This window comes from Streptomyces sp. NBC_00988, from assembly GCF_045162645.1.
Lineage (GTDB): Bacteria > Actinomycetota > Actinomycetes > Streptomycetales > Streptomycetaceae > Streptomyces.
Window position 1 is genome coordinate 7,757,286 of sequence record NZ_CP108730.1, and the last position, 20,281, is coordinate 7,777,566.

Annotated in this window: 17 protein-coding genes; 4 read left to right on the forward strand and 13 right to left on the reverse strand. The window is 69.7% G+C overall.

Annotation, left to right across the window (positions count from 1 at the left end):
- Window positions 1-24 precede the first annotated feature (24 nt).
- The 5 genes from OG496_RS35850 to OG496_RS35870 all read right to left on the reverse strand — a co-directional run bounded on the left by OG496_RS35850 (window position 25) and on the right by OG496_RS35870 (window position 4,842).
- Window positions 25-2,364: an ABC transporter permease gene (locus OG496_RS35850; protein WP_405973843.1), complete on the reverse strand. Its 2,340-nt coding sequence runs from the start codon at window positions 2,362-2,364 to the stop codon at window positions 25-27.
- The gene (locus tag OG496_RS35855) at window positions 2,361-3,053 is read right to left on the reverse strand and encodes an ABC transporter ATP-binding protein (protein WP_366489548.1); all 693 of its coding nucleotides are present in this window, start codon (window positions 3,051-3,053) and stop codon (window positions 2,361-2,363) included. Before OG496_RS35855 ends, OG496_RS35850 begins: the two co-directional genes overlap by 4 nt.
- Window positions 3,050-3,574 carry a PadR family transcriptional regulator gene (locus tag OG496_RS35860; RefSeq protein WP_033286588.1) on the reverse strand — a complete coding sequence of 175 codons (525 nt, stop codon included), beginning with the start codon at window positions 3,572-3,574 and terminating at the stop codon, window positions 3,050-3,052. Before OG496_RS35860 ends, OG496_RS35855 begins: the two co-directional genes overlap by 4 nt.
- Before the next feature lie 105 nt (window positions 3,575-3,679).
- The gene (locus OG496_RS35865; protein WP_365305331.1) at window positions 3,680-3,919 is read right to left on the reverse strand and encodes a hypothetical protein; all 240 of its coding nucleotides are present in this window, start codon (window positions 3,917-3,919) and stop codon (window positions 3,680-3,682) included.
- On the reverse strand, window positions 3,916-4,842 hold the full coding sequence (locus tag OG496_RS35870; protein WP_366489550.1) for an SPFH domain-containing protein: 927 nt from the start codon (window positions 4,840-4,842) through the stop codon (window positions 3,916-3,918). The genes OG496_RS35865 and OG496_RS35870 overlap by 4 nt, the downstream gene beginning before the upstream one ends.
- Before the next feature lie 235 nt (window positions 4,843-5,077).
- Here OG496_RS35870 and OG496_RS35875 point away from each other — a divergent pair, with 235 nt between their 5' ends.
- Window positions 5,078-7,402 (forward strand): transglycosylase domain-containing protein, encoded by a 2,325-nt coding sequence (locus OG496_RS35875; RefSeq protein ID WP_405973844.1) that lies wholly within the window; start codon window positions 5,078-5,080, stop codon window positions 7,400-7,402.
- A 77-nt stretch (window positions 7,403-7,479) separates the two neighbouring features.
- On the opposite strand, the gene OG496_RS35880 is transcribed toward OG496_RS35875, so the two are convergent.
- The 7 genes from OG496_RS35880 to OG496_RS35910 form a co-directional block, all read right to left on the reverse strand.
- Window positions 7,480-8,937: a catalase gene (locus OG496_RS35880; RefSeq protein ID WP_405973845.1), complete on the reverse strand. Its 1,458-nt coding sequence runs from the start codon at window positions 8,935-8,937 to the stop codon at window positions 7,480-7,482.
- A gap of 98 nt (window positions 8,938-9,035) precedes the next feature.
- The gene (locus OG496_RS35885; protein WP_366489554.1) at window positions 9,036-11,138 is read right to left on the reverse strand and encodes a SpoIIE family protein phosphatase; all 2,103 of its coding nucleotides are present in this window, start codon (window positions 11,136-11,138) and stop codon (window positions 9,036-9,038) included.
- 289 nt (window positions 11,139-11,427) lie between these two features.
- Entirely contained in the window at window positions 11,428-12,120 is a 693-nt protein-coding gene (locus tag OG496_RS35890) for a DUF402 domain-containing protein (protein ID WP_405973846.1), read from the reverse strand.
- Between the two features lie 72 nt (window positions 12,121-12,192).
- Entirely contained in the window at window positions 12,193-13,596 is a 1,404-nt protein-coding gene (locus OG496_RS35895; RefSeq protein WP_365305324.1) for a class II fumarate hydratase, read from the reverse strand.
- Between the two features lie 89 nt (window positions 13,597-13,685).
- Window positions 13,686-14,483 (reverse strand): DUF2690 domain-containing protein, encoded by a 798-nt coding sequence (locus tag OG496_RS35900; RefSeq protein ID WP_405973847.1) that lies wholly within the window; start codon window positions 14,481-14,483, stop codon window positions 13,686-13,688.
- Window positions 14,484-14,655: 172 nt separating this feature from the next.
- Window positions 14,656-15,039 carry an SH3 domain-containing protein gene (locus OG496_RS35905; RefSeq protein ID WP_405973848.1) on the reverse strand — a complete coding sequence of 128 codons (384 nt, stop codon included), beginning with the start codon at window positions 15,037-15,039 and terminating at the stop codon, window positions 14,656-14,658.
- 273 nt (window positions 15,040-15,312) lie between these two features.
- On the reverse strand, window positions 15,313-16,977 hold the full coding sequence (locus OG496_RS35910) for a fumarate hydratase (protein ID WP_366489560.1): 1,665 nt from the start codon (window positions 16,975-16,977) through the stop codon (window positions 15,313-15,315).
- Window positions 16,978-17,160: 183 nt separating this feature from the next.
- On the opposite strand from OG496_RS35910, the gene OG496_RS35915 reads away from it, so the two are divergent.
- Together OG496_RS35915 and OG496_RS35920 are read left to right on the forward strand one after the other, a co-directional pair.
- The gene (locus OG496_RS35915; protein ID WP_405973849.1) at window positions 17,161-17,880 is read left to right on the forward strand and encodes a DUF1707 domain-containing protein; all 720 of its coding nucleotides are present in this window, start codon (window positions 17,161-17,163) and stop codon (window positions 17,878-17,880) included.
- A gap of 173 nt (window positions 17,881-18,053) precedes the next feature.
- Window positions 18,054-18,428, forward strand: a complete 375-nt coding sequence (locus tag OG496_RS35920) for a WhiB family transcriptional regulator (RefSeq protein WP_026150672.1) — start codon at window positions 18,054-18,056, stop codon at window positions 18,426-18,428.
- A 163-nt stretch (window positions 18,429-18,591) separates the two neighbouring features.
- Here OG496_RS35920 and glpX read toward each other — a convergent pair whose 3' ends face one another.
- On the reverse strand, window positions 18,592-19,626 hold the full coding sequence (gene glpX / locus OG496_RS35925; RefSeq protein WP_033286599.1) for a class II fructose-bisphosphatase: 1,035 nt from the start codon (window positions 19,624-19,626) through the stop codon (window positions 18,592-18,594).
- Window positions 19,627-19,752: 126 nt separating this feature from the next.
- Here glpX and OG496_RS35930 point away from each other — a divergent pair, with 126 nt between their 5' ends.
- The gene (locus OG496_RS35930; protein ID WP_405973850.1) at window positions 19,753-20,274 is read left to right on the forward strand and encodes a DUF4245 domain-containing protein; all 522 of its coding nucleotides are present in this window, start codon (window positions 19,753-19,755) and stop codon (window positions 20,272-20,274) included.
- Window positions 20,275-20,281 lie beyond the last annotated feature (7 nt).

Here is a 20,281-nt window from a genome sequence, read left to right on the forward strand (position 1 = left end):
GACGGACGGCTGCGGACGGGACCGTTACTCCGTGCGCAGGCCGTCCGGCCGCATCATCCGCAGCAGCGGCGGCAGGCTCAGCAGGGTCACCGCCAGGACCACCCCCGCGCCGATGCCGGACATCGCCAGCACGCTGGCCCAGTCGATCCGGATCGCCGTGGCGCTCATCTTCAGCAGCACCGCGCCCAGCGTCAGCCCCACCGCCGTGGCCAGCACCAGGCCGAGGGCGATCGGGATCGCCGTCTGCCACAGCACCGACAGGCTCAGCGTGCGCCGCCGGGTGCCGAAGGCGACCAGCGCCGACAGCAGCTTCCTGCGCTCGCGCAACTGCTCCAGCTGCGACACCAGCAGGCTCGCCCCGATGAGGAGCAGGACGCAGGTGGCGCCGACGAACAGCCCGGTGCGGATCGAACGGAACTGCGGCGACACGTCGTTGCTCGCCAGGCTGAACACGTCCGCCAGCGGGTCCATCGTCGCGGCGGTGTTCCGTACGTAGTCGGTCGCGTCCGGCACCGACTGGTCGAGCGTGACGAACACCTTCTGGTCCAGGCCCTTCGCCGCGCTCGCGGGCAGCGCGCCCGAGGTGATCAGCAGACCGTCGCGTGCGTAGCCGGTCGGGTCCTCGCGGGGGGTCGCCGTCTTCAGCCCGGCCGGTACCGTCCAGGCGCCCGGGGTGCTCGGCATCTCGTCGTACGCCGGGTCGAAGTACACCGTCCTGCCGGCCTTGGACAGCCGCTTCGTCAGGGTGGCGGTCCCGCTGTCGGTGCTGGTGATCCGGAAGACGTCACCGTCGCGGCAGGTGGTCAGGTGGGCCACCGCACGCAGTTGGGCGCAGCTGCCGACGGCCACTCCCAGCGCGTCGTCCGGGTTCTTCGCCCGGTCGCCGACCGTGGTCTGGGAGATGGCCGACGTACCGCTCACGCCCTTGGTCGTCGCGATCTTCCGGTCGGCCTCGGCCAGCGAGGTGCCGCTGCCGATGGAGACCTCCATCTGGGCCCGGTCCAGATCGTTGCCGGTCGGCTTGGTGTAGCTGCCCTGGACGCCGGAGAACAGCATCTGCAGGGCGATCGCCCCGGCCACCGCGACCGCGATGCCGTTGACCATCCGGGCGGCCGTACCACTGCTCAACTGGAGCCTGCGGACGGCGAGTTGCCAGGACACCGAGCCGGAGTTCAGCCGGGCCACGGTGGCCTCGACGACCCAGGGCAGCAGCGCGGTGACGCCGACGAGCAGCAGGACCGTGCCGCCGGTCACCAGATACTGGTTGAAGTTCCCGTTGGAGTCGCCCTTGCCCATCATCGGGTAGAGCATCGCGAGGCCGGCCAGCGGCAGCAGCAGCCGCCACCACAGCCGGCGCCGCGGCGGCTTCGCCTTGCGGACCACACCGAGCGGCTCGATGACGACCCCGCGCAGCGCGAGCAGTGTCACCAGCACGGCCGCGGCCGGTACCGCGACGGCGACGAGCAGGGCGAGCGCGGGCGACGGGTTGAGGTCGCCGGGGTACAGGCTGATGTCCCGCACGTCCAGCAGGGACGCCAACTGCCGCCCGACCAGGAAGAATCCGGTGCCGAAGACGAGCCCGAGGAGCGCCCCCGCGAGCGCCTCGCCGCCCGCGATCCGGCGTGCCATCCGCCCGTCGGCGCCGACCAGCCGCAGGGCCGCGAGCCGCCGGTCCCGGCGCTCGCCGCCGAAGCGCACGGCCGCCGCGATGAACACCGCGACCGGCAGCAGCAGCACGACGAACACGATCAGGATCAGCAGGAGCAGCACCGGGTCCAGCTTGTCCGGCTGGCTGCCCGGGGAGGGCCCGTAGTAGTTGATGCGCTCGACGGTGCCCCCGGACTGACGCCCTTCCAGTCCCTTCCCGCCCGCGTAGTAGGCGAGTTCGGCGGGCCCGATGAGCCCCTGGTCCGCGATGGTGCCGGTGACCCGGTAGGGCAGCCGCTCACGCAGCAGCTTCCCGGAGTCGGACTTCAGGAGCTTGTCCAGCGCGGGGGAGACGACCATGTCGCCCAGCGCGGGGAACTTCGCGACCCCCGGCGGCAACGGCGCCTTGGTGCCCTCGGGCTCCAGCAGCCGGCCGCGGACGTCCTTGCTGCGGAACGTGGTGTCCGTGTCGGCGACGACGACCGTGTTGTCCGCCTTCGCCAGCTGCTTCCCGCTGTACGTGAAGTCCATCCGGGCATTGCCGCGCGCGTCCCGCTCGGACAGCGCGTTCGGCAGCGCGGTGGTGAGCAGCAGCAGCGCCACCCCCAGCCCGACGCCGACGGCCGTCAGGACGGCCCGCACCCAGCCCTCACGCCCGCCGCCGAAGGCGAACCGCACCCCCATGGCCAGATCGGCCGACCACTGACGCACGTTCATACGACGCGCTCCATGTCCCTGGACTTGCCGTCCCGTACGACGATCTCGCGGTCCGAGTAGGCCGCCACCCGCGCCTCGTGCGTGACCAGCACGACGGCCGCGTTCGTGGACCGGGCCGCCTCGGTGAGCAGCTCCATCACGCGCTCGCCGTTGAGCGAGTCGAGGGCGCCGGTCGGTTCGTCGGCGAACAGCACCCGCGGGCTGGTGACCAGCGAGCGGGCGACGGCGACGCGCTGCCCCTGCCCGCCGGAGACCTCACCGGGCCGCTTCTTGGCGAGGTCGTCGACCTCAAGCCGTTCCATCCAGGAGAGCGCGGCCCGCTCGGCCTCCTTGCGGTGCGTGCCGTTCAGCCGCAGCGGCAGGGCGACGTTCTCGACGCAGGTCAGCTCCGGCACCAACTGGCCGAACTGGAACACGAACCCGAACTCCGAGCGGCGCAGCGCACTGCGCTGGGCGTCGCTCATGGTCGCCATCTCCTGCCCGTTGTACGTGATCGAGCCGGAGTCGGGCGGCACGATCCCGGCGAGACAGTGCAGCAGCGTCGACTTCCCCGACCCGGAGGGCCCCATCACGGCGACGACCTCACCGGGATGGATGGAGAACTCCGCGCCGTCCAGCGCGGTCGTCGGCCCGTAGGCCTTGCGCAGCTCATGGGCTGCGAGCAGGGAACCGGCGGGATGTGTCGTCACTTGGCCACCACCTCGGCGAGTTTGTCGAGGCGCGCGGCGGTGAGCTCCAGCCACCGCAGGTCGGCCTCCAGATGGAAGAGGGCGTGGTCGCAGATCAACTGGTCCGCGAGATCGCCCTTGCGCTTGCGGTCGGTCAGGATCCGCATGCTGCGCAGATGCTCGGAGCGCTGCACGTCGAGGATCTCGGCCGCGTTCCGGTGGGTCAGCAGCGCGAGGACGACCTTGGTGTAGAGGGCCGACTGCAGATACGGCTCGGGCTTCTCCGGCGTCGCGAGCCACTTCTGTACGTCGGTGATCCCGGCGTCGGTGATCGCGTACCGCTTGCGCTCGGGACCGCCGCCGGCCTCGATGCCGTCGACCTCGACGAGACCGTTCTTCAGCAGGCGGGACATTGTCGAGTAGACCTGGCCGTAGTGCAGCGGCCGGTCGTGACCGAACTTCTCGTCGAAGGCCCGCTTCAGGTCGTAACCGTGACGCGGGCCGGACTCCAGGAGCCCCAGAAGGGTGTGACCGATGGACATGCGGAGCACTCTACACACGGGGTATACGCGGTGTGTATACGCACGGTGTGTAGATCATGGCGGGGGGTGGGGACGCGCAGGTGGGAGCCGATTGTCACGGTTCTGTCATTGAGGTGGCGCGGGTGGCCGCCCCCGGCGGGGCAGCGGTCCGGCCTCACCCGGCAACCGCCCCGCCTCCGCCAACGCCCTGCGCAGCAGGAACTCGATCTGCGCGTTCGCGGACCGCAGTTCGTCCCCGGCCCACCGGGCGATCGCGTCGTACACGGAAGGGTCCAGCCGCAGCAACACCTGCTTGCGCTGCTGCGGCCGGCGCTTCGCCTCGGAGGCCTCGGAAGGTTCGGTCACTGGTACAGGGTGCCCGTGTTCAGCACGGGCTGCGGTGCCCGGTCCCCGCAGAGCACCACCAGGAGGTTGGAGACCATCGCCGCCTTCCGTTCGTTGTCCAGCTCCACGATGTCCTGCTCGGTGATCCGGGCCAGTGCCGCCTCGACCATGCCCACCGCGCCGTCCACGATCTGCCGCCGGGCCGCGACGACCGCCCCGGCCTGCTGCCGCTGGAGCATCGCCGAGGCGATCTCGGGCGCGTACGCGAGATGCGTGAAGCGGGACTCGATGATCTGGACGCCGGCCGCCTCGACCCGGGCGCTCAGTTCGACGGCGAGCTTCTCGGTGATCTCCTCGGCGTTCCCGCGCAGCGAGAGCCCGCCCTCGTCGTGGGCGTCGTAGGGGTACTCGATGGCGATGTGCCGTACGGCCGTCTCGGTCTGGGTGGCGACGAACTCGGTGTAGTCGTCGACCTCGAAGGTGGCCTGCGCGGTGTCGCGGACCTTCCAGACCACGACCGCGGCGAGCTCGATCGGGTTGCCGTAGGCGTCGTTGACCTTGAGGGCCGCGGTCTCGTGGTTGCGGACGCGGGTCGAGATCTTCGTGCGTGAGGTGAACGGGTTCACCCAGCGCAGCCCGTCCCGCCGGATCGTCCCCCGGTACCGCCCGAAGAGCTGCACGACCCGCGCCTCGCCCGGCGCCACCGTGTTGAGCCCGCGCATCGCGATGAACGCCGCGAGCAGGACGAGGATGCCGCCGATGATCAGCGCGGCCTTGGCCCCGCCGGCGCCGACCGCACCGGCCCCGACCAGCAGCCCGGCGGAGACGAGCAGTCCGGCCAGCCCCAGGACGAGCGCGAGCCCGCCGCCGATGCTGTGCGCGGTGAACTCCCGTACGCGCGGCGCAGGCATGTCGGGCACGTCTGCGGGTACTTCGGTGGTCATGGTGATCCCCCATAGCTTGGTTCTAGCAATCTGATATCAGATTGCCCCGTCACGGCAACCCTCAACCCCTCTCGTACGTCGGTTCCATAAGGACGGGTGCTGATTGTCACGTCCGTAATGGACCGGATCGACAGCCCTTTGTCACAACTCCTGGTGTTAGCTTTCTGAGCTGACTTGACAGGCGAACCTGTGTGACACCAGAGCACAAGAGAGCGAAGCGGAGCGGAACGGACTCATGGGACGAGCGGAAGAGAGACGAGCGCGCCAACGCGGCGGCCACCGCGCGGCGCCCAAGACCCGCCGCTCGTCAGGGGCGGACGGCGCGGGTGCCACGGGCGGCAAGGACGCCACGGACGCCAAGGGCGGCAAGAGCTTCATACGCAGGCTCTTCACCTGGAAGAAGATCCTCGGCACGTTCCTCGGCCTCTGCCTGCTCGGCATCGGTGCGTTCATCGTGCTCTACATGATGATCAGCATCCCCGCGGGCAACGCCGACGCGAAGCTGCAGAGCAACGTCTACAAGTACAGCGACGGCAAGGTCCTGACCCGCCAGGGCGATGTGAACCGCGAGAACGTCGACCTCTCACAGGTCCCGAAGGCCGTCCAGGAGACGTTCGTCGCCGCCGAGAACAAGACGTTCTACAGCGACGCCGGCGTCGACCTCAAGGGCACCGCTCGCGGCCTGCTCAACACGCTGTCCGGCAAGGGCGCGCAGGGCGGTTCGACGATCACCCAGCAGTACGTCAAGAACTACTACCTGACGCAGGACCAGACCGTCACGCGCAAGCTGAAGGAAATGGTCATCTCGCTGAAGCTGGACCGCGAGAAGTCCAAGGACTACATCCTCGCCGGGTACATCAACACCAGTTACTACGGCCGCGGCGCCTACGGCATCCAGGCCGCCGCCCAGGCCTACTACGGGATCGACGCCAAGGACCTCGACGTCCAGCAGGGCGCCTATCTCGCCGCGCTGCTCCAGGCGCCGAGCCAGTACGACTGGCAGGCCGCGACCGACACCGGCCGGAAGCTGGTGCAGGCGCGCTGGAACTACGTCCTGGACAACATGGTCGGGCAGGACTGGCTGAGCTCCACCAAGCGCGAGGCCATGAAGTTCCCGATCCCCAAGGCGCCCAAGGCCGAGCCCGGCATGGAGGGCCAGACCGGCTACATGGTGTACGCCGCCGACCAGGCCCTGGAGAAGCAGCTGATCGCCTCGGGGCAGGCCGCCAACACCAAGGACGCCGAGGCGCTGGTCACCGCGGGCGGCTGGACGATCACGCTCAACATCGACAAGAAGAAGCAGACCCAGCTGGAGAAGTCGGTCAAGTCCCAGCTGACCAGCAAGCTCGACAAGAAGAAGCGAAAGGTCGACGGCAACGTCCAGCCCGGCGCGGTGTCCGTGGACCCGAAGACGGGCGCGGTCGTGGCGATGTACGGCGGCTCGGGCTACACCGAGCACTACACGAACAACGCGACCCGCACCGACTACCAGCCCGCCTCCACCTTCAAGCCGGTGATCCTGGCCGCGGCCCTGGCCGACGAGGCCAAGACGCAGTCCGGCAAGACGATCACGACCAAGACGCTCTACGACGGCACCAGCAAGCGCCCGGTCGTGGGCAGCGACATCGCGTTCGCGCCGGAGAACGAGGACGACCAGAACTACGGCAAGGTCACCGTCCAGACGGCGATGAACAAGTCGATCAACTCGGTCTTCGCGCAGCTCGGTGTCGACGTCGGCATGGACAAGGTCATGAAGACCGCGGGCGAGCTGGGCATGGACACCGGCGACCTGAAGGCCGTACCGGCGCAGACCCTCGGCACCATGGGCGCGAGCCCGATGGAGATGGCCGGCGTCTACGCCACCTTCGACAACCACGGCAAGAAGGTCACCCCGGCGATCATCAAGTCGGTCGCGCACAACACGCGCACGGTCACCATGCCGAACCCGATCGGCGCCCAGGTCATCCCGCGCGAGGCCGCCGACACGGTGTCCTCGGTGCTGACCGGTGTGGTCGACGACGGTACGGCGAAGGTGTCGGTGGCCGAGAACAGCAAGCGCGACGGGCAGCAGGTCGCGGGCAAGACGGGCACCTCCGACAACAACAAGTCGGCCTGGTTCACCGGCTACACGCCCGACCTGGTCACCTCGGTCGGCCTGTTCGGTGAGGACGCCAAGACCCACGCCCAGGTCCCGCTGACCGGCGCGACCGGTCTGATCACCGCGGGCGGCGGCCGTGTCAACGGTGGCGGCTACCCGGCGCAGATCTGGGCGACGTACATGTTCGGAGTGACCAAGGCGAACGGCAAGTTCGACCTGGACACCGACCAGGGCGCGGCCGTCGAGCCGGACTTCACGCCGACGGTGACCCCGACCCCGTCGGCGACGCCGTCCCCGACCCCGACGACCAAGTCGCCGTCGCCGACCCCGACGACGGAGTCACCGACACCGACCCCGACTCCGACGCCGACCCCGACACCCACCCCGACGCCGACGATCAGTCCGCCGGTGACACCGACCGGCGACAACACGGACAACCCGTTCGACCAGCTCGACCAGTAGTCAGGTCACACGGAGAGAGGGCGCCCGGCACTTCGCCGGGCGCCCTCTCTCGTACCACTGGGGGAACTCCCGTACCGCTACTCGAAGTTCGCGGCGATCCGGTCGCCGAGTTCCTTGTCCACGTTCTGCCAGTACTGCAGGGCGCGGTCGAGGACCGAGCGGGAGACGTCGGCCTTCAGATGGCCGCTGATGTTCGCCACGAGGCGGTCGCGGGCCGCGTCGTCGAGGACCTCGCGGACCATCGTGCCCGCCTGCCCCCAGTCGTCGTCCTCACTGTGCAACTTCGTTGCCTCGCGGACCAGTTCACCCGCCGTCTGCCAGCTCGCCGGGTCGCCGAACTGCCCGTAGTCGGCAGCCGGGCCGCCGTAGGAGTTCGGTGCGTACGGCCGCGCCGCGTTGGACGCCTCGTACCGCATCGGGCCGTCCTTGGCGTACGAGTTGACCGGGGAGTGCGGCCGATTGGGCGGCAGCTGGGCGTAGTTGGGGCCGATCCGGTACCGGTGGGTGTCCGGGTAGGAGAACAGCCGGCCCAGCAGCATCTTGTCCGGGGAGGGGCCGATGCCCGGGACCAGGTTCGAGGGCTCGAAGGCGGCCTGCTCGATGTGGACGAAGTAGTCCTCGGGGTTCCTGTTGAGGGTCATGCGGCCGACGTCGATCAGCGGGTAGTCCGCGTGCGGCCAGACCTTCGTCAGGTCGAAGGGGTTGAAGCGGTAGTCCGCCGCGTCCTCGAACGGCATGATCTGGACCTTGAGGCTCCAGCTCGGCGCGTTCCCGGCCTCGATCGACTCGTGCAGGTCACGGCGGTGCTTGTCGCCGTCCTGCCCGGCCAGCTCGTCGGCCTCGGCCTGGGTGAGGTACTCGACGCCCTGGTCGGTCTTGAAGTGGTACTTCACCCAGAACCGCTCACCGGCGCCGTTGATCCACATGTAGGTGTGGGAGCTGTAGCCGTTCATGTGGCGGTACGTCTTCGGGATGCCCCGGTCGCCCATCAGCCAGGTCACCTGGTGCGCCGACTCGGGGGAGAGGGTCCAGAAGTCCCACTGCATGTCGTTGCTGCGCAGCCCGGTCGCCGGGTGGCGCTTCTGCGAGCGGATGAAGTCCTGGAACTTGATCGTGTCACGGACGAAGAAGACCGGGGTGTTGTTGCCCACCATGTCGTAATTGCCGTGCTCGGTATAGAACTTGAGCGCGAAGCCGCGGGGGTCGCGCCAGGTGTCGGGCGAGCCCTGCTCACCGGCGACGGTGGAGAACCGCGCCAGCATCTCGGTGCGCCTGCCCGGCTGGAAGAGGTCGGCCCGGGTGAACTGGCTTACGTCGTTGGTGACTTCGAAGAAGCCGTACGCGCCGCTGCCCTTGGCGTGCACCACCCGCTCGGGGACCCGTTCCCGGTTGAACTGGGCCATCTTCTCGATGAGGTAGTGGTCCTGGAGCAGGATCGGGCCGTCGGGTCCGACGGTGAGCGAGTGTTCGTCGCTCTCCACCGGAATACCGGCGTTGTTCGTGGTGTACGGAGTGTGCTGGGGTGCCTGCGTCACGAGCGTCCTCCTGTTCAGGGAGAAAGTAGGTCGCTTCGCCTTCGCGTACCCCAGCAGTCAACTCCGACGCCGGTAGGTCGGCAACTTTTGGACAATGTCTAATTCCGGTTCAGTTCGAACCAGACCACCTTCCCGGTGCTGAGCCGGGTGGCTCCCCACCGACGGGCCAGTCTGTTGACCAGGTACAGCCCGCGTCCGCCCTCGTCCGTGGCCCGCGCCTGCCGCAGCCGCGGCAGCTGGGGCACGTCGTCGCCGACCTCGCAGCGCAGCACGTCGGTCCGCAGCAGCCGGAGCGTGACCGGCCGCGAGGCGTACCGCACGGCGTTGGTCACGACCTCGCTGACCAGCAGTTCCACGGAGTCGCTCATGTCCTCCATGCCCCAGCGGGCCAGCGCGCGCCGGGCCAGCCGGCGGGCCTGGCCGGGGGCCGAGTCCTCCGGGTCGAGGAACCAGTACGCCACGTCGCTCGGCGCGATCCCGTCGAAGCGGGCGGCGAGCAGCGCGATGTCGTCGTCCCGGTCGCCCGGGCCGAGCATGTCGAGCACCTCGTCGCACAGGGCTTCCAGGGGCGGCGGGTGATCGGGTCCGGTGAGCTGCGCGACCGCGGCGAGCTTCTCGCGCAGCTGCTCTATCCCGGTCCACACGTCCCGCAGCCGCGATTCGACCAGCCCGTCCGTGTACAGCAGGAGGGTGGCCCCCGCCGGGGCGTCCAGTTCCACGGCCTCGAAGTCGACCCCACCGACACCGATCGGGGCGCCGGGCGGCACCCGCAGGACCTCGGCCCGGCCGCCCAGGTGGAGCAGCACCGGCGGCGGGTGTCCCGCGTTGGCGATGGTGATGCGGTGCGAGACCGGGTCGTAGACCGCGTAGAGGCAGGTCGCCATGCGGTCGGTGCCGAGGCGCTGGGCCTGTTCGTCGAGGTGGTGCAGGACCTCCTGCGGGGGCAGGTCGAGACCCGCCAACGTCTGTGCGGTGGTGCGGAGTTGGCCCATGATCGCGGCCGAGGTCATGGAGTGGCCCATGACGTCGCCGACGACCAGGGCGACCCGGCTGCCGGGCAGCGGGATCGCGTCGTACCAGTCGCCGCCGACACGTGCGGTCTCGGCGGCGGGCAGGTACCGGGACGCCAGCCGTACGCCGGTGGGGCGCGGGAGGGTCTCGGGGAGCATGGTGCGCTGCAGCTCGTCGGCGATGTACGCCTCACGGCCGTAGAGCACGGCCTTGTCGATGCCGAGGGCGCTGTGGGTGGCGAGTTGGGCGGCGACCAGGAGGTCGTCGGCCTCGAACGCCATGCGCTCGGGGCGGCGCAGGAAGAGCGCGGCGCCGATCACCCGGCGCCGGCCGCGCAGCGGCGCGAGGATCGCGCGCTGGCCGGCGGGGACGATCAACTCGCCGCCCTCACCGAGGAGTTCCGGCAGTGCGGCGCGGGCGGCGGGCGAGTCCGCGAAGACGGGACGTACGCCCCGCAGCACCTCGTTGAGCGCGCCGCCGGGCCGTACCTCGCACAACTCGGCGGTGACCGCGGACAGTTCGGAGGGCTGCTCCGGCTGTATCGCGGGCATGAAGCCGTTCTCCGTGTCCCGTTCCTCCGGGATGCGGTCGGTACGGCGCAGGCGCAGCACGACGGGACCCGTGGGCCGCTCGTCGCCCACGGGCAGCGGGTCGCGGAGATAGACCAGGATCGCGTCCGAGAAGGTCGGCACGGTCGCCCGGCACAGCCCCATGACGATCTCGTCCAGGTCGATGCCGCGGGCGATCCGCCGGGTCGCGGCGCCCACGAAGCGCAGCCGGTCCCCGTCCCGCCGCATCGGCATGGGACCGCCGGGCGGCAGCCCCTGTCCCGTGCGGCGCTCCTTGGCGGCGGCGTCGGAGACCTCGCCGCCGCCCGGCTGGGCCGGGATGCCGTCGGGCGCGGGGCGCGGGCGATGGGTGTCGGGTTCGGCGGCCGAGGGCTGGGAGTGCTCGGAGCCGGCTGCGGCGGTATCGGGCTCGGGCTTCACAGGGGTACCTGCCGGGTCCTTCCCCTTGGCGCGGGACGTGCTCGTACCCGGCGCCGAAGGCGGCTCGCCGGTGCGTGCCTGTGCCGGTAAGCCGGCTCCACCGGACGGCCTGGACGGCGTCGAGGTGTGCAGGAGCGCCCCGCGGGGGTCTGCGGGGTCGGCGCCGCTCGGGCGCTCGAAGGAGGTGGGGTGCTCCGTCACGCGTGTCGAATCCGTCCGTCCGGGACCGCACGGGGTACGTGCGGATCGTCCCGCTGAAATGCCGATACCCGGAATACGTGCCCCAGGAACGGAATTCCCGCGTGGTCAGAGGCTGTTCCTGTGCCACCGGCGGACCGGCGGCCCGCTCCGGTGTCGCCCTGATACCCCTCGCTCACGTCCTGCCGCCCCTCGGTGACGTCTGGTCAGTCCCGGTACATGCCCCGGGAGTTGTGCGGTGCCCTTGCGGAGGACGATCCTACGGTTGCGCACCGGGGGCGCATCAAGGGTCTCATGTGGACATGTGCGCGGGGGTGCGGTCCCAGTCCTCCGGAAGAGAAGGTACAGCCCAGGACGGATCCGGGCGCCAGTGCTGCCATCCGTCCGCGAACGGCGAACCCCAAGCGCGGATCGTCTCGACCGCGGACCAGCCCGCTTCCCTTACCTGCTCGGCGAGTTGGGGATCCATCAGACCGTCCCGCTGGGCCTGCGCGAACTCGTCCTCGTCGAGCCAGCGCCAACTGCGGTCCGGGTGGACGGAGATGTCCAGGAAGTGATCCACCGAGTCGACTCCGCCGTCCCAACGGAGCTGCGGTTCCTCAAGGTTCACGTACCAGTTCTTGAACTGCCATCCGGGCTCCCAGAAAAGCCACACCGACCAGGGCTCACCGGGCCGCGCCAGCTTCAGCACACCGGTCCCGAACCAGTGGTCGCGCCGGACCGTGCGCGGCTTCGTGTACCGGGTCTCCAGCGGCTCCCCGTGCACCGACGTACCGTCCGCGAGCACCGGCCGCACACACTCGGTGCCGGGCGCCATCCAGACGGCGAGCAGCTCCTCGTCGTCCCGGACGACCGTGACGGGGCGGGCGATGTGGAAGCGCGGTCCGGCGTTCTCCCGGTAGCGCCACAGGATCTGATCCCCGGGCGCCCAGAAGGCCGTAGACGTACCCGCTTCCACCGCTCGTACCGCTCCACCGTCTGTCATGAAGAGATATTAGGTGCCCCGGGCATACGACGCTGCGGTGCGCGTCACGGTTCACGCCAGGGCGACAATTGGTTACGGACGCGTCATCCGCAGGACATCGAGGGCCTCGTCGAGCTGCGCGACGGTCAGGTCACCGCGCTCCACATAGCCGTTCTCCAGGACGACCTGGCGGATCGTCTTCCGTTCCGCCAGTGCCTTCTTGGCCACCTTGGCGGCCTCCTCGTACCCGATGTACTTGTTGAGCGGGGTGACCACGGACGGCGAGGACTCGGCGTATTCGCGCGCACGCTCCCGGTGCGCGACGATCCCCTCGACGGTCCGGTCGGCGAGCAGCCGCGAGACGTTGGCGAGCAGCCGGATCGACTCAAGAACATTCTTGGCGATCACCGGCAGCATCACATTGAGCTCGAAGTTGCCCGCGGCCCCGGCGGTGGCGACGGTCGCGTCATTGCCGACGACCTGCGCGGCGACCATCAGCACGGCCTCCGGAATCACCGGATTGACCTTGCCGGGCATGATCGACGACCCCGGCTGCAGATCGGGCAGCGAGATCTCCGAGAGCCCGGTCCGCGGCCCGGACGCCATCCACCGCAGATCGTTCGCGATCTTCGTCAGCCCTACGGCGATGGTCCGCAACTGCCCGCTGGTCTCGACGATCCCGTCCCGCGCGCCCTGCGCCTCGAAGTGGTCCCGCGCCTCGGTCAACGGCAGCCCGGTGACCAGCGCGACCTCGGCGATCACGGCGGCGGAGAACCCGGGCGGGGTGTTGATCCCGGTCCCGACGGCGGTCCCGCCCAGCGGCAGCTCGGCGAGCCGCGGCAGCGAGGCTTCGAGCCGCTCGACGCCGTAACGCACCTGCGCCGAGTACCCGCCGAACTCCTGCCCCAGCGTCACCGGCGTGGCGTCCATCAGGTGGGTCCGCCCGGACTTCACCACGTCGGCGAACTCGACGGACTTGCGCGACAGCGCCCCCGCGAGATGCTCAAGGGCGGGGATGAGGTCGTGGATGACGGCACCGGTGGCCGCGATGTGGATGGAGGACGGGAACACGTCGTTGGACGACTGCGAGGCGTTCACATGGTCGTTGGGATGCACATCGCGTCCGAGCCGCTCGGTCGCGAGGGTGGCGATCACCTCGTTGGTGTTCATGTTGGACGAGGTCCCGGACCCGGTCTGGAACACGTCGATCGGGAAGTGCTCGTCCCACTTCCCGCCGGCGACCTCACGGGCGGCTTCCTGGATCGCCTCCGCGATGTCCTTGTCGAGTACGCCGAGTTCGGCGTTCACCTTCGCGGCGGCACCCTTGATGCGGGCGAGCGCCTCGATGTGGGCGCGCTCGATGCGCTGCCCCGAGATCGGGAAGTTCTCCACCGCCCGCTGGGTCTGCGCCCGCCACTTCGCGTCGACCGGGACCCGCACCTCCCCCATCGAATCGTGCTCGATACGGAACGGACCCACTGTCTGACCGTCGGCCATCGCCGATCACCTCCTGTGGGGGACAGCATCGCGGACACGTCCCGTGTTCCCACCTCAGCGGAAGGAAACGGAGTGTCTCGGCCCGGCGCTCAGCGGCCGGGACCCGTACACACCGGCTGCCCGCCCACCTCGGCACAGGCCTGCGCCCCGCGCGGGTCGGGGGCGGCCAGCATCGGGCTGCTGTAACCGTCCGTACGGTGGCCCGGGTACTCGGCGGACAGCTCGTCCTGCCCGGCCCTGATCGAGATCTCCCGCGACCCGCCGACCCGGGTGCGCACCTCGGACCACACGGTCGCGCAGGACGGCGAGTACCGCAGCAGTACGACCTGACGGGCCCGGGTCACGACGCTCTCCGTACGGGCGTCCCGCGCGCAGGTCTCCGAGGACGGCAGCGCCCCCTGACAACCGCCGCCACGGCAGGAGGCCACCGTGTGCAGGTCCGCCCCGGCATCGTGGTCGAGGACGTCGGCGGCACCGGCGGTGACCGCGACGGTGGTCGCCATCGCGGCGAGGGCGACGAGGGCGCGGGCGGGGGCACGCAGCCGACGGGGCCGGCGGGGCCGTACGGACGGGATCGGGGGCTTCGGCGGGGGAGGAGCAGGCCGGGACTGCTCGCGGACCGCCGCGTCCCACAGGGAGAGCAGTGCCTCGGGTTCGGCGTGCGCGAGTCGGGCGAGGGCCTCGACGGCTGCCCGGGGCGGGAGTTGGCCGCCGCTGAGATAGCGGTGCCAGGTCGACTTGCTGAACGGGGTGACGGAGGCCAGCGCGGCCAGGCTCAGCCCGGTCCGCCGCTTGAGAAGCCGGAGCCGTTCCGTCAGGAGCGGCCCCGCGTCGTCGCAGGGGCCGGACCGAGGCTGCTGCTGCTCGACCGTCACGTGGCTTTCCATCCTGCTCCTCGCCGTACCGGGGTGAACGCCGTGATCCGTTCCCGGGGGAGGTGCGGGGCCACACCCGGATCGTCCGAATATGCCGGAATATGAAGGGGTGTTGACCTGGCACCACCCGACAGGACGCACTGGGTCGTCCCGTCGGGCGGTGCGGTCGGTCAGGTGATGAGGGTCAGCACCAGCGGACGCTGCTGCGGTTGTGGACGTAGTGGGCCGAGACGTAGCCCTCGTGGTGCGGGAGCTTGTACCAGCGGTGGTTGCCGAAGACGTTCGCCCCGTACGTCTTGCAGACGATGGGCAACGTCCGCCCGACCGCCCGCGTCCCGACGACGCGGTACCCGGTACCCGGGCCGGAACGGACGTTCAGCCGCTTGAAGTGACGAGTGGTGACCTGCCCCAGGGCGTGCCCCGTCACGTGGTGGTGGATGACGTGGTGGGCGACGTGGTGCCGGGCGTGCGGAACCGGGGCGGCGGTGGCGGCGACGGCTGTCACGGGGAAGACGGCGACGGCTGCGATCGCGGCGACGAGACCGTTGCGCAGAGTGCGTCGGATCATGGGGGGTTTCCTCCGAGTGGACTGAGGACCACGGGCTGTGATCCAGTCAACTCGGAGCGTGTCCGGCAAGCCTCGCAAAGATGCCGTCCCGCTGGTTCTCGGGACGAAATGGGACAGGGGTGAGGGTCTTGGGTGTCCCGGGACACCACTCAACACAGGCCGGCTATGACCAGCCCGTCCGGCGTTTGAGGACGAGGCCCTTTCGGGGCCGATGGGGGTCCAGGGGGCGGAGCCCCCTGGGGATGGGACGGGTAGGGGCGGCGGGGGCGAAACTCAGCCCAGCCCAGGCCCCCGCACCGGAATATGCGTGAACGTAGGCTCAGGCGCCGGGTTCTGGAAGAAGTCGTTGCCCTTGTCGTCGACGACGACGAACGCCGGGAAGTCCTCGACCTCGATCTTCCAGACCGCCTCCATACCGAGCTCCTCGTACTCGACGACCTCGACCTTCTTGATGCAGTCCTGGGCGAGCCGGGCGGCAGGCCCACCGATGGACCCGAGGTAGAAGCCGCCGTGCGCGTCGCACGCGTCCGTGACCTGTTTGCTCCGGTTCCCCTTCGCGAGCATCACCTTGGACCCGCCCGCCGCCTGGAACTGCTCGACGTACGAGTCCATGCGCCCGGCGGTCGTGGGCCCGAAGGACCCGGACGCGTAACCCTCAGGGGTCTTCGCGGGCCCCGCGTAGTACACGGGGTGGTCCTTCAGGTACTGCGGCATCTCCTCGCCCGCGTCGAGCCGCTCCTTGATCTTGGCGTGCGCGATGTCACGCGCCACGACGAGCGGCCCGGACAGCGAAAGCCGGGTCTTCACCGGGTACTTGGTCAGCTCGGCGAGGATGTCGTCCATCGGTTGGTTGAGGTCGACGCGGACGACATCGCCCTCTTCGAGGTGCTCGTCGGTGGTCTCCGGCAGGAACCGCGCCGGGTCCGTCTCCAACTGCTCCAGGAACACGCCCTCGGCGGTGATCTTCGCGACGGCCTGCCGGTCGGCGGAGCAGGACACGGCGATGGCGACGGGACATGAGGCGCCGTGCCGGGGCAGCCGCACCACCCGCACGTCGTGGCAGAAGTACTTGCCGCCGAACTGCGCCCCGATCCCGATCCGCTGCGTCAGCTCGAAGACCTTCTGCTCCAGGTCCTTGTCCCGGAACCCGTGCCCCAACTCCGAACCCTCGGCCGGGATCTCGTCCAGGTAGTGCGCGGAGGCGTACTTCGCGGTCTTCAGCGCGTACTCGGCGCTCGTACCGCCGACGACGATCGCCAGGTGGTACGGCGGGCAGGCCGCCGTACCGAGCGAACGGATCTTCTCCTCAAGGAACTTCATCATGGAGCCCTCGTTGAGGACCGCCTTCGTCTCCTGGTAGAGGAACGACTTGTTGGCGGAGCCGCCGCCCTTCGCCATGAACAGGAACTTGTAGGCGCCGCCGTCGGTCGCGTACAGCTCGATCTGGGCGGGCAGGTTCGACCCGGTGTTCTTCTCGTCCCACATGGTCAGCGGGGCCATCTGCGAGTACCTCAGATTGAGGTTGAGGTACGCGTCGTAGATGCCGCGCGACAGGGCCGACTCGTCGCCGCCCTCCGTGAGGACGTTCTGGCCGCGCTTGCCCATGACGATCGCGGTACCGGTGTCCTGGCACATGGGCAGTACGCCGGCGGCGGCGATGTTCGCGTTCTTCAGCAGGTCCAGCGCGACGAACTTGTCGTTGTTCGACGCCTCGGGGTCGTCGATGATCCGGCGCAGCTGCGCGAGGTGGGCGGGCCGCAGATAGTGCTGGATGTCGTGGATCGCCTCGGCGGCGAGCTGGCGCAGCGCCTCGGGCTCGACCTTGAGGAACGTCCGCCCGTCGGCCTCGAAGGTGGAGACACCCTCGGAGGTCACCAGCCGGTACGGGGTGGTGTCCTCTCCCATGGGGAGCAGATCGGTGTACGCGAACTCAGGCATGTCGCCCATTCCTCTTTCGACAGACAGCGCGGCCAGCCGCCATTGGCGGGCGTCCACCAGCGTAGAACCTGCCACTGACACCGAGCTTGTGAGGTAAGGCTCAGTTGCTCCGGGCGTTCGCCGCCACGCCAACGTTGTCCACACCCCTAGTCGCGATCTATCGCGTTTCGGTACGCTGCTGCCGTGGACCTTCAGAAGCAGCCCGCATCCGCGCCCACGGCCCCGCAGCCCGCGCCCGCCGCCCCTCAGCTGCGCGCCTCGGACGCCGACCGTGACCGCATCGCCGACATCCTGCGCGAGGCCCTGGCCGAGGGGCGCCTGGACGCGGACGAGCACGCCGAGCGGGTCGAGGGGGTGCTGAGCGCCAAGACGGTCGGCGAGCTGGAGGTCTTCATCCAGGATCTGCCGGCCGCCCACGACGGCCGCCGGGCGGCGACCCCGTCGTACAGCCCCGCTCCGAACCGTCCGACGGAGGGCGCGATCCCGGCCGAGGCCGACCAGCACGTGGTGGCGGTGTTCAGCGCCGCGATGCGCAAGGGCCGCTGGCGCGCGGGCCGCCGTATGCACGCGTACGCCGTGTTCGGCAGTGTCGAGATCGACCTCAGCGAGGCGATCTTCGAGTACCAGCAGGTCGTCATCAAGGCGGTCTCGGTCTTCGGCAACGTCGAGATCCGCGTCCCGGAGAACGTGTCGCTGCGCGGCACCGGCGGCGGAGTCCTCGGCAACTTCGAGGTGGACACGCTGGATTCCGTCGAACCGGACGCGCCCGTGGTCTACGTCGACGGGTGGGCCGTACTCGGAAACATCGAGGCAAAACCCAAGCGGGGCAAGCTCGTTGCGGACATTCTCGATCGGGTTCAGCGCAAGGTCGACAAGAATTTGCGCAAACACCTGGACCGTTGACGGTTGTGAATCGGGACACATGTGGAGCTGATCGGTCCACCCCTGCCCGGCCCTGACAACGCACAGAAGTGCCCGGAAACCAGCGGTTCGGAACTCAGTGCATAGGCGCGCGCACAGCGGGTAGGCCTTGCTGCATCGTCTCTCGCTCGCGAAGCCGTCGTCAGGAGTAGACCGTGCTGCAACCGCCGCATTCGTCCCTGCAGGTAGCTGCTGTTCCGGCTCAGCGGGTGCCTGCGCGAGACAGGGACCAAGACGCTCCCTGGCACACCGAAGCGGTGTGCCGGCGCGACGAGGCAGGCCTGTTCTTCGCACCCTCCAAGGAACCCACCGCCGCCCGACTCTCCCGCGAGGACGCCGCCAAGCGCGTCTGCGCCCGCTGTCCGGTCATGGTCGAGTGCCGGGAGCACGCACTCCTGCAACCCGAGCCCTACGGCGTCTGGGGCGGCCTCACCGCCGCCGAACGCCGCGTGGTCCTGGCCAGGCGCCGCCGCCGCGACCTGGAACTCCAGAAGGCCCGCGCGGCGGGCCGTATAGCGGCGGCCGGCTGACAAAAGGCGCCCCCTCCGCACCAGGGGGCGCCTTTTTCATTGCCGGGCGGGGCAACGCACCAAGGGGCGCGGGGCTGTGACATGGGCGGCTCCGCCGCGTGGGCGCGACCAGCCACAGGCGACCCGCAGCCGCCAATGGTCCACAGAACCCCACTCCTAGGCGCTACTTGGCCCGGTCGAAGTCAATCGCGCTGTACGCCCGCAGCTTGCTCAGCCGGTGCTCCGAGTCGATCCGCCGCACCGTCCCGGACTTGGACCGCATCACGATCGAGTCGGTCGTCGCCGTCTCCGCGCGGTAGCGAACCCCCCGCAGCAGCTCCCCGTCGGTGATCCCGGTCGCGACGAAGAACACGTTCTCGCCCGACACCAGGTCATCGGTGGTGAGCACCCGGTCCAGGTCGTGCCCCGCGTCCAGCGCCCGCTGCCGCTCGGCGTCGTCCTTGGGCCACAACTTGCCCTGGATCACGCCTCCGAGGCACTTCACGGCACAGGCCGAGATGATGCCTTCAGGGGTGCCACCGATACCGAGGAGCAGATCGACGCCGGTACCTTCGCGCAGCGCCAGGATCGAGCCCGCGACATCGCCGTCGGAGATCAGCTTGATCCGCGCACCGGTCTCCCGGATCTCCTTGATGATGCCGTCGTGCCGCGGCCGGTCCAGGACGACGACGGTGACGTCCTCGGGCGTGACCCGCTTGGCCTTGGCGACCCGGCGGACGTTCACCGAGATCGGCGCCTCGATGTCGACGAACTCGGCGGCCTCGGGCCCGGCGACGAGCTTGTCCATGTAGAACACGGCGGACGGGTCGAACATCGAACCCCGGTCCGCCGCGGCGAGCACGGCGATCGCGTTCGGCATGCCCTTGGCGTTGAGGGTGGTCCCGTCGATCGGGTCGACGGCGATGTCGCACTCGGGTCCGGTGCCGTCACCGACGCGCTCGCCGTTGAAGAGCATCGGCGCCTCGTCCTTCTCGCCCTCGCCGATGACGACGACGCCGTTCATCGAGACGGTGGAGACGAGGGTCCGCATGGCGCGCACGGCGGCACCGTCGGCGCCGTTCTTGTCACCGCGCCCGACCCAGCGGCCCGCGGCCATCGCGGCGGCTTCGGTCACCCGGACGAGTTCCAGGGCGAGGTTGCGGTCGGGGGCCTCGGAGGGGACTTCGAGTTCGGACGGCAGATGATGATGCTCGGTCATCGGAGCGCACCTTTCTGATACGACGACGGCCGGATGAGGGTATGGACCCGACTCTATCGCCAGGCAGACAAAATGAGCAGGGGGGCCCACGGATGAGCGGACCAGGGCACCTGCGACGATAGGGACGTGGCAGGTTCGAACGGCAAGCAGAAGACGGTCCGGGACATGATTCTCTCCCTGGGCCTGATCGGGATCGCGGCGGCGATCGTCTACATCTTCATCCCGCACAGCGACCACGCTCCCGACATCAAGCGGGTCGACTACCGCGTGGAGCTGCTCACGGCACGCCGCGCGGCACCGTACCCGGTGGCGGCCCCGGAGGGCCTGTCCACGACCTGGAAGGCGACCTCGGTCAGCTACGACGGCGCCGCGTTCGACGCCTGGCACCTCGGATTCAGTGCCCCCGGCGGACAGTACGTGCAGATAGAACAGTCGACTCAGAAGCCGGCCGACTTCGTCGACACCGCCAGCCAGGGCTCCGCCGCGACGAAGACCACCCAGGACATCGGCGGCCGCACGTGGACCCGCTACACCGGCGGCCGCTACGACGCCCTCGTGCTCGCGGGCAAGGGCTCGACGACGGTGGTGGCGGGCACGGGGTCGTTCGCGCAGCTGACGGAGATGGCGAAGGCGCTGCAGACGAAGTAAGCAGTCG

Excerpts from the sequence above, each read along its gene's own strand:
- OG496_RS35870 (WP_366489550.1), bottom strand. The coding sequence starts at position 4,842 with ATGACCACCGAAGTACCCGCAGACGTGCCCGACATGCCTGCGCCGCGC.
- glpX (WP_033286599.1), bottom strand. The coding sequence starts at position 19,626 with ATGACCGAGCATCATCATCTGCCGTCCGAACTCGAAGTCCCCTCCGAG.
- OG496_RS35860 (WP_033286588.1), bottom strand. The coding sequence starts at position 3,574 with ATGTCCATCGGTCACACCCTTCTGGGGCTCCTGGAGTCCGGCCCGCGT.
- OG496_RS35910 (WP_366489560.1), bottom strand. The coding sequence starts at position 16,977 with ATGCCTGAGTTCGCGTACACCGATCTGCTCCCCATGGGAGAGGACACC.
- OG496_RS35895 (WP_365305324.1), bottom strand. The coding sequence starts at position 13,596 with ATGGCCGACGGTCAGACAGTGGGTCCGTTCCGTATCGAGCACGATTCG.
- OG496_RS35900 (WP_405973847.1), bottom strand. The coding sequence starts at position 14,483 with ATGGAAAGCCACGTGACGGTCGAGCAGCAGCAGCCTCGGTCCGGCCCC.
- OG496_RS35890 (WP_405973846.1), bottom strand. The coding sequence starts at position 12,120 with ATGACAGACGGTGGAGCGGTACGAGCGGTGGAAGCGGGTACGTCTACG.
- OG496_RS35850 (WP_405973843.1), bottom strand. The coding sequence starts at position 2,364 with ATGAACGTGCGTCAGTGGTCGGCCGATCTGGCCATGGGGGTGCGGTTC.
- OG496_RS35875 (WP_405973844.1), top strand. The coding sequence starts at position 5,078 with ATGGGACGAGCGGAAGAGAGACGAGCGCGCCAACGCGGCGGCCACCGC.
- OG496_RS35905 (WP_405973848.1), bottom strand. The coding sequence starts at position 15,039 with ATGATCCGACGCACTCTGCGCAACGGTCTCGTCGCCGCGATCGCAGCC.